The 12,731-nt window shown below is 72.6% G+C and carries 11 protein-coding genes; 5 read left to right on the forward strand and 6 right to left on the reverse strand.

Annotation, left to right across the window (positions count from 1 at the left end; all coding sequences use genetic code 11):
* Window positions 1-118: 118 nt before the first annotated feature.
* The 5 genes from NQ151_RS13540 to NQ151_RS13560 form a co-directional block, all read right to left on the reverse strand.
* Window positions 119-1,435: a DUF58 domain-containing protein gene (locus NQ151_RS13540; protein WP_257528408.1), complete on the reverse strand. Its 1,317-nt coding sequence runs from the start codon at window positions 1,433-1,435 to the stop codon at window positions 119-121.
* Window positions 1,436-1,524: 89 nt separating this feature from the next.
* Window positions 1,525-2,454, reverse strand: a complete 930-nt coding sequence (locus NQ151_RS13545) for an AAA family ATPase (RefSeq protein WP_257528427.1) — start codon at window positions 2,452-2,454, stop codon at window positions 1,525-1,527.
* 59 nt (window positions 2,455-2,513) lie between these two features.
* On the reverse strand, window positions 2,514-3,686 hold the full coding sequence (locus NQ151_RS13550; RefSeq protein WP_257528409.1) for a DUF4350 domain-containing protein: 1,173 nt from the start codon (window positions 3,684-3,686) through the stop codon (window positions 2,514-2,516).
* Entirely contained in the window at window positions 3,683-4,342 is a 660-nt protein-coding gene (locus tag NQ151_RS13555) for a DUF4129 domain-containing protein (RefSeq protein ID WP_257509402.1), read from the reverse strand. The genes NQ151_RS13550 and NQ151_RS13555 overlap by 4 nt, the downstream gene beginning before the upstream one ends.
* Window positions 4,327-5,595: a glycerophosphoryl diester phosphodiesterase membrane domain-containing protein gene (locus tag NQ151_RS13560; RefSeq protein ID WP_257509403.1), complete on the reverse strand. Its 1,269-nt coding sequence runs from the start codon at window positions 5,593-5,595 to the stop codon at window positions 4,327-4,329. Before NQ151_RS13560 ends, NQ151_RS13555 begins: the two co-directional genes overlap by 16 nt.
* Before the next feature lie 165 nt (window positions 5,596-5,760).
* Here NQ151_RS13560 and mtrA point away from each other — a divergent pair, with 165 nt between their 5' ends.
* From mtrA to hpf, 5 genes are all read left to right on the forward strand, one after another.
* Entirely contained in the window at window positions 5,761-6,441 is a 681-nt protein-coding gene (gene mtrA / locus NQ151_RS13565) for an MtrAB system response regulator MtrA (protein ID WP_257509404.1), read from the forward strand.
* Window positions 6,442-6,479: 38 nt separating this feature from the next.
* Window positions 6,480-8,117, forward strand: coding sequence for an MtrAB system histidine kinase MtrB (gene mtrB / locus NQ151_RS13570; protein WP_257509405.1), 1,638 nt, complete (start codon window positions 6,480-6,482; stop codon window positions 8,115-8,117).
* Window positions 8,114-9,799, forward strand: coding sequence for an LpqB family beta-propeller domain-containing protein (locus NQ151_RS13575; protein ID WP_257528410.1), 1,686 nt, complete (start codon window positions 8,114-8,116; stop codon window positions 9,797-9,799). Before mtrB ends, NQ151_RS13575 begins: the two co-directional genes overlap by 4 nt.
* A 92-nt stretch (window positions 9,800-9,891) precedes the next feature.
* Window positions 9,892-10,539, forward strand: a complete 648-nt coding sequence (locus NQ151_RS13580) for a ComF family protein (protein WP_257528411.1) — start codon at window positions 9,892-9,894, stop codon at window positions 10,537-10,539.
* A gap of 88 nt (window positions 10,540-10,627) precedes the next feature.
* Window positions 10,628-11,290, forward strand: a complete 663-nt coding sequence (gene hpf / locus NQ151_RS13585; RefSeq protein ID WP_257528412.1) for a ribosome hibernation-promoting factor, HPF/YfiA family — start codon at window positions 10,628-10,630, stop codon at window positions 11,288-11,290.
* A 78-nt stretch (window positions 11,291-11,368) separates the two neighbouring features.
* Here the strand turns inward: hpf and NQ151_RS13590 are convergent, their stop codons facing one another.
* Window positions 11,369-12,700 carry a hypothetical protein gene (locus tag NQ151_RS13590; RefSeq protein WP_257509409.1) on the reverse strand — a complete coding sequence of 444 codons (1,332 nt, stop codon included), beginning with the start codon at window positions 12,698-12,700 and terminating at the stop codon, window positions 11,369-11,371.
* Window positions 12,701-12,731 lie beyond the last annotated feature (31 nt).

Below are 12,731 nucleotides of genomic sequence, written 5' to 3' on the forward strand. Positions count from 1 at the left end.
GGGGCGACGGGCTGTTCTGGACGAGGATCGTTGCTCATGGTGACAGCTCCTTTCGCCGCTCACAGTAGCCCCACGTGTGGCGCGCCGGAAGCGGCCCAGCGGTGCGGCCGAGGCCGGCTCAGAGCCGGCCGGCCGCCTTGAGGGCCAGGTAGCGGTCCGCGATCCGCGGTGGCAGATCGTCGGCCGAGGCCGTCAGCGCGTCGCCCCCGGCGCGGACGACGGCGGCGGCGACCCGTGCGGAATCGCGCGCGGTGCGCTCGACGGATGCCGCGTGGTAGACGTCGTCGGCGGTGCGCCGCCGCCCTGCTGCCGGCGCCGCGTCGTCGGGCGGTGTGTCGGTGGCGGTGCCGACGAGAACATGGGCGTGTCGGGTCACCGCTCCCAGCGACCCCAGGAACCCACGGGAGGCCTCGGGGGCGTCCTGCGCGGTCAGCAGCACGACCAGGGACGGCCGGGAGGTCACCGCGCGCACCTGTGCGAACGCGGCATCCCAGTCGGTGTCGATCAGCTGGGCCTGCACCGGCGCCATCGCATCCACCATCGCGGGCAGCAGCGCCACACCGTCCACACCGGTCACGCGGGCGCGCAGCGCCCGGTCGAACATCACCAGGTGCACGTGGTCGCCCGCGCGGCTCGCCAGCGCGGCCAGCAGCAGCGCGGCCTCCATGCCGGCATCCAACCGCACCCCGTCGCCGACGCGGGCCGCGGCCGTGCGGCCGGTGTCGACGACGATCACCACGTGCCGATCGCGCTCGGGCCGCCAGGTGCGCAGCATGGTGGTGCCTGCCCGGGCGGTGGCGCGCCAGTCGATCGCGCGCACGTCGTCGCCGCGGACGTACTCGCGCAGGCTGTCGAACTCGGTGCCCTGCCCCCGCACCTGCACGCTCGTGTTGCCGTCCAGTTCGCGCAGCCGCGCCAGGCGAGAGGGGAGGTGGCGGCGAGAGGTGAAGGCGGGGAGCACCCGGACCGCGCCGGGGGCCTCGAGGCGGGCCTGCCGGCCGGCGAACCCCAGCGTGCCGGCGGAGCGGACCACGACGAATTCGCTGCGCAGCTCGCCGCGTCGGCGCGGCTGCAGCGGCACCGCGATCACGCGACGCTCACCCGCCGGCACGTCCAGGTCGGCCCGCCGCTGCGGCGCACCGGCGGTGGGCTGCCACGCGTCGCGCAGCCGCCCGCGCAGGCGCCTGGTGCCGACGTTGTCGACGACCACCTGCGTGTCGATCCGCTCGCCCAGGCGGGTGCGCGCCGGGCCGCTGCGGGACACCCGCAGCGCCCGCGGGTCCGCGGCGATGGCGGCATCCACGGCGATCACGACGACGCACAGCAGCAGCCACCCTGCGACGACCGGCCAGGGCGGGATGCCCGCCGCGCCGAGCAGCACGACCGGCACGACGCCGAGGGCGACGAGCAGGGGGAGACGGCCGGTGACGTACATGGATCCTTCGGGGTTTCGATACGCGCCGCTACTCAACCTAGACACGCAGCCGCGTCAACGCCGCTGCGCGGCATTGATCCGGCTCGTGTCTATTTCGGAACCGGGGTCTGCTGCTGCACCGCGGTGAGGATCGCTTCGACGGAGACGCCTTCGATCTCGGCCTCGGGGCGCAGGCGCAGCCGGTGCCGCCACGCCGGCACCACCATCGCCTGCACGTGGTCGGGGGTGATCGCGGGGTAGCCGCCCAGCCACGCCCACACCTTCGCCGCGGCCAGCAGCGCGGTCGCCGCCCGGGGGCTCGCCCCCAGCTGCACCGACGGTGCCTGACGGGTCGCGCGGGCCAGATCCACGACGTACGCCAGCACGTCGTCGGCGACGGCGACGGATGCCGCGGCCTGCTGCGCCGCGCGGATGTCGGCCGGTCCGACGACGGCCTCCAGTCCTGCGGCGGCCAGATCGCCGGGAGTGAAACCTCCGGCGTGGCGGCGCAGCACCGCCAGCTCCGCGTCGCGGGAGGGCACGTCGATGACGAGCTTGAGCAGGAACCGGTCCAGCTGGGCCTCGGGCAGCGAGTAGGTGCCTTCATGTTCGACGGGGTTCTGCGTCGCGGCGACGAGGAACGGGTCCGGCAGCGGCCGGGTCACGCCGTCGGCGGAGACCTGGCGCTCTTCCATCGCCTCCAGGAGCGCGGCCTGCGTCTTGGGCGGGGTGCGGTTGATCTCGTCAGCGAGCAGCACGTTGGTGAACACCGGCCCCTGCCGGAATTCGAACTCCCCGGAGCGGGCGTCGTAGACCAGCGAACCAGAGACGTCGCCGGGCATGAGGTCGGGGGTGAACTGCACGCGCTTGGTGTCCAGGCCGATCGCGCGGCTGAATGAGCGCACCAGCAGCGTCTTGGCGACCCCCGGTACCCCCTCCAGCAGCACGTGGCCGCGGGCCAGCAGGGCGATGAGCAGACCGGTCACGGCGCCGTCCTGCCCGACGACCGCCTTGCCCACCTCCAGGCGCACGCGGTTCATCGCCTCGCGCAGCGCGGCGTCGTCGGCGGGGATGGTGGGGGACGGGGTTTCGACGTCGGTCACTGTGGGTTCCTCCCGGGTCGGACGGCGAGACGGACAGCCGTCTCGAGTTGCTGCAGGGCATCGGCGAGCGCCACGAGCTCGGCGTCGGTGGCGGGCAGGTCATCGAGCAGGATGCCGCGCACCCGCGCCCGGTCGGTGTGCAGGCGCGCCGCCGCGACGTCGGCGATCTCGTGCGCGGCAGCCGAGGGGCCCAGCCCCAGCGTGCGTGTGAGCCGATCCAGCGCACCGTGTCGCAGCTGGTCTGCGACGTGGACGGTGTCGCGGGAGCGCGCATACAGGCGCGCCCGCCCCTCGGTCGTCTCGGCCGCCCGCACGATGACGGGAAGATCCTCCGTCACCAGCGGGCCGAACCTGCGGCCGCGCCACACCATCGCGGCGACGGCGGACACGCCCAGCAGCGCGAGCGCCGGGGTGACCCAATCAGGGGTCAGCTCGCCCAGCGTGGGCATCGTGTCGGGCAGCACGCCGTCGCCCAGCGCCGGGAGGTACCAGACCACCCGGGGGAGCCGGCCCAGCAGGTTGGCCGCCAGCGCCGCGTTGCCGTTGTCGGCGAGGTGCGCGTTGGTGAACAGCTCGCGGGCGTCGAGGGCGGCAAGGCGCCCCTCATCCCGCCCATGGACGAGCAGGGCGTGGCCGTCACCGGAGGGGTAGCACGAGGTGATCCCGTCGGCGCCGGTGAACACCGCGCCGGGGACGATGGGGCCGGCCCGCTCCGCGTCGGGCAGACCGCATTCCGGGACGGTGAGGGTGTCGTCGCCGAAGCCAGCGGCCCGCGAGTCGGCGAACAGCACACGGACATCGCGGGTGTGCGGGTCCAGGAGCACGACGTCATCGGCCAGTTGCGCGACCCGCTCCAGCGTCGCATCATCCAGCGGAGCGGTGTCGGTGATCACGAGGGTGGCAGGTCCTGCCATGACCGCTCGTTCGGCCGCGTCCAGATCCCGCGCCACCTCGACCGTGAGCCCCTGTGCCCGCATCACTTCGACCAGCGCACGGGTTCCGGTAGGTCCGGCGGAGGCCGGGTCCAGGACATCGCGCGGGTTCCAATCTGCGAGCGAGAGCAGCGCCGCAGAACCGACGCCGATGAGCACGAACGCGGCGGCGATGCCGACCCACCCCCCCGTGCGACGGCGGCGAGTCGCCGGATCGACCGGCGCCGGGGCGGTCATGGGGTGGCCACGACGAGGTCGGGGCGGTGCGGGGCGGTGGTGATCACGGCATCGTCGACGCTCGCCACGGTGCGGTACAGCTCGGCCGTTCCCGGCCGGCGGAGGTAGCGGACGTCGTCGAACGCCGCCGCGGCGCGCTCGAGATCGTCCGCCAGGGCGGGGAAGGCGGCCGCGGCGTCGCGGGCGAAGGCGTGGACGGTGGCGCCGGGGGCGCCGTCCACGATGGCGCGTTCGCCCAGGCCCCGGGCGAGGGCGCGGAAGCGCTCGGCCACCGCGGCATCCCACTCCTGTCGTGCCGCGAGCTGTTCGGCGGCGGTGCGCAGTTGGGCGGCGGTGCGCTGTTCGCGCTCCCCGAACAACTCGGTCGCGGCGCGAGAGCGGGCCGAGGTGCGCGGCATGCCCCACACCACGAGCGCCACGACCACCACCGCGACGATGAGCACCGTGACCAGTACCGCCATCCACGGACCCCACCCGTCGGGCAGGTCCGCGTTGAACAGGTCGAGGAAGAACTGCGCGACCTCGTGCGCGAAGCGGTCCAGCGGGGTCGGTTCGGCGATCGTGTAGGCGGGGTCGGCGAGTTCGCGTTCGGCCCATTCCCGCGCTTCGTCCCCGTCGGGGATCAGCGGTGCGGCGGCGGTCAGGGCTGGACCCATGGGGTCGCTCGCTCGGCCGGCGCTGCCGGCGCTGCCGGCGCGGGGGAGCCCGCAGGCGCCGCGGCGGCGTACGGCGGCCGCTGCGGATACCCCTGCGCCTGCGGGTACGGCGGCTGCTGCGGGTACCCCGGCTGGCCGCCGTAACCCGGCTGGCCGCCGTACCCCGGGTATCCGTACCCCGGGTGCCCGGTATGGGCCGGCGGGTGCGGTGCGAGGATCCGGCCGATGTGCAGGCTGTACGGATCGGCGAGGTCGCCTGCCCCTGCATCCCGACGCTCCACGTACGCGAGCAGGTCCTGGTCGAGGCCCTCCCGGCGCATGCGGCAGTCGACGTAGATGAGCGACGTCGCGGTGGACTGCACGATCAGCGCGACGGCCTGGATGAGCACGGTGATGATCTGCGTCAGGCCACCGCCGACGATGATCGTGACGATCGCGGTGGTATCGGGGTCGCCGGTCGGGGCGAACACCGTCGAGAGGGCGGTGGTGGCGAACGAGAACGGTATGGTCACCACCTGCGCGATCGTGCCGAACACGATGGAGATGATGACGACGATGCCCAGCGCCGGCCAGAACCGCCCGACGGTGAGACGCCACGAGCGAGCGACGGCGCGGGGAATCGTTGCCTGCTCCAGGATGATGACGGGGGCGACCAGCAGCAGCTTCACCGTCAACCACAGCGTGAGCGGGATCGCCGCCAGCACCAGCAGGACGGCCAGCGCGATCCCGCCGCCCGGGTTCGCCAACGCCAGCACGACGACCCCTGCCACGACGAGGCCGATGACGGTGAGGACGGCGAGGGTCAGCAGCAGGGTGTAGCCGATCAGGCGCCAGGCGACCGGCTTGACGCGGCGCCACAGCGCGCCGAGCGTCAACTTCTCTGCCACGACGGCGTGGGCCACTTCGCTCACCACGACGCCCTGTACCAGCACGCCCAAGGCGCCGAGGGCAAGGCTGATGAGGATCGCCGCGATCGAGCTGATCGCGATCGAACCCGCCAGCACCTCGTCGAACTCCGCGGTGCCCGGGCGCAGGGTGTCCAAGCGCAGGAACGTCGACAGCGTCACCGCGACGATCGCTCCGGAACCGACGAAGGTCGCGATCGACTGCACTGCGACGGCGAACCCGAGCAGGACCCGCGGGTTCTGCCGGAGCGCGGCGAAGGAGCGGCCGAGGATCACACCGAACGACAGCGGTCGCAGCGGAATGATGCCCGGGCGGGCGGCAGGTGTCCAGGCCGGATATGCGGTCATGACTCTCCCTGGGCGGCTGGGGTGGTCCCTATCGTGTCATACAGCGCGGATGCCGCGGCGCGGCGTGCCCGCCGGTGCGCCCCGCCCCCGGCGGCGTCGGTTACTCTGGGGCAAGCCCGCTCCCTCGCGCGCGGGCTGGGGAACCCGGAGGACGAGCACGCAAACATGACCTCACGCATCCTGGTGGTCGACGACGACACTGCGCTGGCCGAGATGATCGGCATCGTGCTGCGCACCGAAGGGTTCGACACCGTCTTCTGCGCCGACGGCGCCGCCGCGGTCGACGCGTGGCGCACGCACCGGCCCGATCTGGTCCTGCTCGACCTGATGCTTCCCGGCGTGGACGGCATCGAGATCTGCACGCGGATCCGCGCCGAATCCGGTGTGCCCATCATCATGCTCACCGCCCGCACCGACACCGCCGACGTCGTTCGGGGGCTGGAATCCGGTGCCGACGACTACATCGTCAAGCCGTTCAACCCGAAGGAACTGGTCGCCCGCATCCGCACGCGGCTGCGCCCGGCCGCGCAGCAGACGGGGGACACGCTGCGCATCGGCGACCTGAGCGTGGACGTCGCCGCGCACGAAGTGCGCCGCGCGGACGACGTGATCGGGCTGACGCCGCTGGAGTTCGAACTGCTCGTCGCGCTCGCTGCCAAGCCGCAGCACGTCTTCTCCCGCGAGATGCTGCTCGAGCAGGTGTGGGGCTACCACTACAAGGCCGATACCCGCCTGGTGAATGTGCACGTGCAGCGACTGCGCGCGAAGGTGGAACTCGACCCGGACAACCCGAAGATCGTCACGACGGTGCGCGGCGTCGGCTACCGCGCCGGCGCGGTGGTCTGAGGCAGCCTTTGTCCACTGCGAGCGCGTCGCGACGCGTGATGTCCCGCCTGCGCGACTGGCGCCGCTGGCCGGACGAGGTCAGGTACGCGTGGCGGCGGTCGCTGCGGTTCCGCACCGTCCTGCTCACGCTCGGGCTCACCGCGTTCGCGGTGCTCGCGGCGTTCGTCTTCATGGCGCTGGCGATCCAGAACGACCTGTTCCAGTCGCGGTTGGAGCAGGTGCTCGCCGACGCCGCCCGCACGGCGCAGACGGCGCAGGCGACCCTGGATTCGGCGGAGGTCGAAGGCGACGCGGTGGCCGTGGAGAACCTCATGGTCAACGTCAGCACCGTCGCCCGCCAAGCGGCCACGGAGATGACCGCGGCGTTGCGCAGCGACCCGACTGCGCCGCTCGCGCCGCAGGGATTCACCACCGGCGGCCTCACCGAGAACCTCCTCTCCGACGGGCTGCGCAGCTCGGTGCAGGAAGCGGGCGACCTGCAGTGGTGGCAGTCGGTCGCCCTCCCCGACGGCAACGGCGGCACCGTCCCGGGCATCATCGTGGGTCAGCAGCTGCAGGTGCCCGAAGCGGGCACGTACGAGCTGTACTTCGGCTACGACCTGGCCGACGCGGCGCAGACGCTCGGCTTCGTGCAGGCCACGCTGTGGATCGTGGGGGCTGCGCTGGTGCTGCTGATCGGCGCCATCTCGTGGGTCGTGCTGCGGTCGGTGACCAGCCCCATCGCGCAGGCCGCCGAGACCAGCGCCCGGCTCGCCAACGGTGAACTGGGCGTGCGGCTGCAGGTGCGTGGCGACGACGAACTGGCGACGCTCGCGCGCTCCTTCAACGCGATGGCCGACAGCATCGAGTCTCAGATCAAGGACCTCGCCGACCTCTCCCTCGTGCAGCAGCGGTTCGTCTCGGACGTCTCGCATGAACTGCGCACCCCGCTGACGACGATCCGGCTCGCCTCCGACATGCTCAACGATCAGCGCGCCGCGTTCGACCCCACCACCGCGCGGGCCGCCGAGCTGCTGCACGCGCAGGTGCAGCGGTTCGAAACGCTCCTGACAGACCTGCTGGAGATCAGCCGCTACGACGCCGGCTCGGTGCAACTGGAGAGCGAACCGACGAGTATGACCCAGCTCGCCGAAGACGTCATCGCCTCGATGCAGCAGCTGGCCGACCAGCACGGCACCGACGTGCGCCTCATCGCACCGGGCGGCTACTCCCCGGTGGACATGGACCCGCGGCGGGTGCGCCGCATCGTGCGCAACCTGCTCGGCAACGCGATCGAGCACGGCGAGGGCCGCCCCATCGTGGTGACCGTCGACAGCGATCAGCACGCGGTCGCCCTCGGGGTGCGCGACTACGGTCTCGGGATGACCGCCGCCGATGCCGAGCGGGTGTTCGACCGGTTCTGGCGCGCCGACCCGTCGCGCCGCCGCACCATCGGGGGCACGGGTCTGGGCCTGTCGATCGCACTCGGCGACGCCCGACTGCACGGCGGGAGCCTGGCGGTGTGGTCGGAGCTGGGCCGGGGGACGAACTTCGTTCTGACCATCCCGCGGCACGGCGCCCAGTTCGACGGGCACTCGCCGATCCCGGCGGACCCGGGCGATGACGGCGCCTTGGACTCGCTCGGTCTCACCCAGCCGATCGAGATCCCGCCGGCAGACTGGAGAGATCAGCGATGAGACGACCGTTCCGCTTCGTCGCCGTCGCAGTCGCGGCGGCATCCGCGATGATCCTGTCCGCCTGCGCGGGCCTGCCCACCAGCGGCCCCGTCAATCCCGGCATGGAGCGCGACCGCGATGCGCGGCCGCCGGACATCACCTTCGTCGCCGACCCGCCGCAGCCGGGTGCGACGCCCCGCGAGATCGTCGAGGGCTTCATCCGGGCAGGGTCGGGCACGCGCGGCGAGTGGGCCACCGCCCGCGAGTACCTCACCGAGGGCGCACGCGAGGTGTGGAACCCGTTTGCCGGGGTGACCATCGACGACTTCGCCGACCGCGAGTACGTCGAGGTCGCCGAAGACGAGATCATGCTCAACGTCACCGCCGAGGCGACGGTCGATCAGAGCGGTGCCTACCATGACGTCGGCGGGGAAGGGCAGGACCTGGCGTTCCGCCTGGCTCAGGAGGACGGACAGTGGCGCATCAGCGAGGCGCCGAACGGCATCGTGCTGGACGACGCCCGGTTCGAAGACGTCTTCCGCAGCTACCCGCTGGCTTATTTCGACCCCTCCTGGAACTACCTGGTGCCCGATGTGCGGTGGTTCACCACCACGAACCCCGCCACCAGTATCGCCAGCGCGCTGCTGGAGGGCGGGCCCAGCCCGTGGCTGGAGGGGGCCGTGGCCACCGCCGTGACCGGCGACGTCCTCCTCGCCGCCCGCACGGTCCCGGTGCAGGACGACGGCACCGCGCAGATCGAGTTGACCGCCGGGGCGCTGGATCTGGACCGCACGGCACTGGACCGACTGCAGACGCAGCTGGTCGAAAGTCTCGCCGGGGCCGGGGTCAGCCAGGTCCAGCTGACCGTGGACGGTCAGCCCCTGGCCGCGTCGGTCGTCGCGACCACGCCGACGCGGGTGCCGCAACAGCCGCTCGTGCTCGCCGACGAGGGCTTCGGCTTCCTCGCCGGGGACACGCTGGAACCGCTCGCACTGTCGGATGCGGTCGTGGATGCCGCACCCGTCGCCGTCCAGGTCGCGGCGGACCACGAAGCTGCCGCACTCCTACGCGGCACCGGGGCCGTCGCCCGCGTGGACACCGCAGCAGGCTGGGCGGATGTGGACACCCGCGCGGGTCTCATCGCCCCCACCATCGACACCGCTGGTTGGGTGTGGAGCGTTCCGCGCTCGGCGCCCGGCGCGCTGCAGGCGTTCGGTCCGGAGGGCGAGATCGTGCAGGTGGCCGGCGCGTGGCCCGATGCCACCGGCGTCACCGCGATGGCAGTGTCGCGGGACGGGACCCGGGTCGCCGCGCTCGTGCAAGGCAGCGGCGGTCCGGCGGTCTGGGTGGCCGGCATCATCCGTGAGGGTGCGGTGCCGGTGCGGCTGGGGGAGCCGCACGCACTGGCGAGCCTGGCCGGCACGGGCGTGGCCGTCGCCTGGCTCGATGCGACCCACCTGGGCATCGTCGTCGACGTCGCGGGCGATTCGCAGTTGGTCGAGCAGATCGTCGGCGGCGCCGGCACCGCGCTGACCGCGCCGGCCGGGGTCACCACGATCGCCCCGACCAACCAGGCCTCGGTCCCGCGGTTGCTGGACGCCCAGGGCAACCTCTACGTGCTGCGGGGCACGAACTGGGGCAAGTTCGTCACCGGTGTCCCCGGCATCCGGGTGCTGGCCACCGCGCAGGGCATGCCGCGCTGACGATTCCTCCCCAGCCGCGGGAGGCTCGACCGGATCCCCGGATCCGGTCTCGGCACCGACGCGTGCGACGCCCGGCGGCGCACACTGACGGCATGTCCGGTTCTGCTCATCCGGTGCGCGACGCGCTCGCCGAGGCGCTGTCGCTGGCGTTTCCCACGTGGTGCGCCGGCTGCGACCTGCCCGACGTCGCGCTCTGCCCGACGTGCCGTGCGGCGCTTGCTCCGGTGGCCCAGCGCCGCCGCCTGGACTCCCTCGACGTCTGCAGCGGCCTCGCCTTCGACGGCGTGACGGCGCGCGTCATCCGGGCGTTCAAGGAGGACGGGCGCACGTCGCTGGCGGCTTCCCTCGCCCCGGCGCTGACCGCGGCTCTGGCCGGCATCGGGCGTGGCGTGGTGGTGCCGGTGCCCGCGTCGGGCGGTGCGATGCGGCGACGCGGTTACCGGCCGGTGGAGCTGGTCGCCCGGCGTGCCTGTGTCCACCCCCAGCGGCTGCTGCGGGTCGTGCGGGCCACCGCAGACCAGCGGGGGCTGCACCGCGACCAACGAGCGCAGAACGTCGCGCTGAGCATGCGGGCGCACGACGTCGCGGGGCTGTCGGTCGTGCTGGTGGACGATGTCGTCACCACCGGCGCGACCCTGACCGAGGCGGCACGTGCACTGCGCGCGGCGGGGGCCGTGGTGGTGGGGGCGGCGACGGTCGCGGCGACGGCGAACCGCCGACATACGGCACCTTCGAAGTGACAGGGGCACCCGGGCGCAGTAGCGTTGAAGGGACAAGGCGACTGATGGTCCGCCCTTGACCGGGCGGACCGGACCAAGGAGGTCAAGGATGGATACCAGCATCGTCGGCGTGGGCGTGGGAATCACCGATCGATTCCGCACCGTTGTCGAAGAGAAGGCCCTCCGTGTAGAACACCTCGCTCCCCGAGCCCAGCGGCTCGATGTCAAGGTGACCCACCGGGCGTACCACAACGGTCGAGTCGAGGACGAGACCGTGGAATTGACGCTCACCGGTAAGGGTCCGCTCGTGCGGGCCGAGGCCACCGACGGTGACAAGTTCACCGCGTTGGATCTGGCGGTCGACAAGCTCGCTGAACAGTTGCGCCGGGCGAAGGAGAAGCGTCTGGACGCCCGCAACCACCCGCGGGGGGCGACGTTCAAGAAGGAGAACGGCGCACTCGAGGGAATCGACGTGCAGCCGGCGTCGCTGGACGTGCTGGAAGCCGTCGCGACCGGCACCATCCCCGTGCAGACGGGCACCACGGAGGAGCCGGAGTACACCCCGGTGGTCATCCGGACGAAGAACTTCGAAGCGGAGTGGATGACCGTCGAAGAGGCGGTCGACCGCATGGAGCTGGTCGGCCACGACTTCTTCCTCTTCATCGACGCCCGCTCCGACCAGCCCAGCGTCGTGTACCGGCGCAAGGGCTGGGACTACGGCGTGATCTCGCTCGCGGCCACGGCGCCGCCCGAGGCCAAGCTGGCGTCGTAGCCATCTCATGAACAAGCGGATGCCGCGTGGACCAATCCACGCGGCATCCGCTTTTCGTCGTGCTCGGGTCGTGCCAGGTCAGTCGAACATGCCGTCGAAAAGGCTGCCGATCACGAGGCCGCCCAGCAGACCGCCCATGATGTTGTTGCCACCGAGACCACCGCGACCGTAGCCGCCCTGCGGGCCGCCCCAGCCGGGATCCTGCGGGCGGGACGAGTCGATGTCGCGCTGGGCGTACTGCAGCGCCTCGGAGGCGAGCAGGCCGCAGCGGCGGGCGTCCGCGAGGGCCTTCTCCCGATCGTCCTCCGGGATGGTGGTGCCGGTGATGATGGGTGCGAGGTCGAGTCGCAGGCTCTCCGCCTCGGCCAGGCGGGTGCGAGCGTCGGCGCCGATCCAGCCGCGGTGACCGGCGATGACCGAGCGGGCCACCGCCAGCTGGCGGTCGGCGTCGTCGACGGCGTGGCGCACGTGTGCCTCGGCGGGAACGGGTCGGGCGGCGCGCTCGCGGGCCTTGGCGATCACGGTGTCCAGTGCGGCGTTCTTCTCACGCAGCACCGTCAGCTCGGCGAACGGGTCCGCCTTGCCGCCGGCGGGGGACAGGCTCGCCAGCGCGCGTTCCAGCTCGGCGACGGCGGTGGTCACCGCCGGCACCTGCGGCGCGTTGCGCGCGGCGACGATGTCTTCACGGGAGTCGGCCACGACCGCGGCGAGCGTCGACTGGGCGCGCAGGGCCTCGACCTCGAAGTCGTCGACGGCATCCAGCAGCGTCGCGGCGCGGCGCACCGCCTCGGTCGCCGTCTCCAGCGCCAGGTTGGCAGGTCCCCGCTCTCCGGCGTCGCGGCGCCGTTCGGCGACCTCGGCGCCGTGTGCGGCGAACTCCAGCAGGCCGGCGGCCTCGTCGGGGTTGCCGGCGATGCGCTGCAGAGCTTCGGGGGCGTACCGCCGGCTGACCCGTTCGACGACCGTGCGTGCCGCCGGGAGCCGATCGGTCAGGCGCTGGACCTCCGAGCGGACGCCGGCGAGGATCTCGGGTGCGCGCCGGGCGCGTTCGATGCGCTCCGCGAGGGCGCCGGTGCGGTCATCGAGCAGATCGTCGGCCCACTCGCACAGCTGCACGATCCGGGCGTTGCGGGTGCGCAGCTCCTCGAGCGTGTCGGGGATGTCGTCGTGGTTGAGCTGGTTGAGGTGGAACGCCTCGCCCAGGTGGTGCCGCACCGCGGTGAGCGCTTCGCGCAGCTCGGCGGTGGACTCCGCGCCCAGCTCGGCCTCCGCGAAGACCAGTTCGTCGGTGGTGACCCGGAGCCGTTCGTCGGTCGCGACCAGCGCCGCGCCGGCGCGGCGGGCAAGATCGGCGTCCTGCCCCTGCAGTTCCTGCTGTTCCCGCTTGCGTTTGCCCCAGAATCCGGCCATATCACGATCCTAGAGCCGTGGCCGCGGCGCA

It is taken from the genome of Microbacterium sp. zg-YB36 (assembly GCF_024623575.2).
GTDB lineage: Bacteria > Actinomycetota > Actinomycetes > Actinomycetales > Microbacteriaceae > Microbacterium.

Bases quoted from the DNA above. Each gene is read 5' to 3' on its own strand.
- NQ151_RS13540 (WP_257528408.1), bottom strand. From the start codon at position 1,435: ATGTACGTCACCGGCCGTCTCCCCCTGCTCGTCGCCCTCGGCGTCGTG.
- NQ151_RS13545 (WP_257528427.1), bottom strand. From the start codon at position 2,454: ATGAACCGCGTGCGCCTGGAGGTGGGCAAGGCGGTCGTCGGGCAGGAC.
- NQ151_RS13550 (WP_257528409.1), bottom strand. From the start codon at position 3,686: ATGACCGCCCCGGCGCCGGTCGATCCGGCGACTCGCCGCCGTCGCACG.
- NQ151_RS13555 (WP_257509402.1), bottom strand. From the start codon at position 4,342: ATGGGTCCAGCCCTGACCGCCGCCGCACCGCTGATCCCCGACGGGGAC.
- NQ151_RS13560 (WP_257509403.1), bottom strand. From the start codon at position 5,595: ATGACCGCATATCCGGCCTGGACACCTGCCGCCCGCCCGGGCATCATT.
- mtrA (WP_257509404.1), top strand. From the start codon at position 5,761: ATGACCTCACGCATCCTGGTGGTCGACGACGACACTGCGCTGGCCGAG.
- mtrB (WP_257509405.1), top strand. From the start codon at position 6,480: ATGTCCCGCCTGCGCGACTGGCGCCGCTGGCCGGACGAGGTCAGGTAC.
- NQ151_RS13575 (WP_257528410.1), top strand. From the start codon at position 8,114: ATGAGACGACCGTTCCGCTTCGTCGCCGTCGCAGTCGCGGCGGCATCC.
- NQ151_RS13580 (WP_257528411.1), top strand. From the start codon at position 9,892: ATGTCCGGTTCTGCTCATCCGGTGCGCGACGCGCTCGCCGAGGCGCTG.
- hpf (WP_257528412.1), top strand. From the start codon at position 10,628: ATGGATACCAGCATCGTCGGCGTGGGCGTGGGAATCACCGATCGATTC.
- NQ151_RS13590 (WP_257509409.1), bottom strand. From the start codon at position 12,700: ATGGCCGGATTCTGGGGCAAACGCAAGCGGGAACAGCAGGAACTGCAG.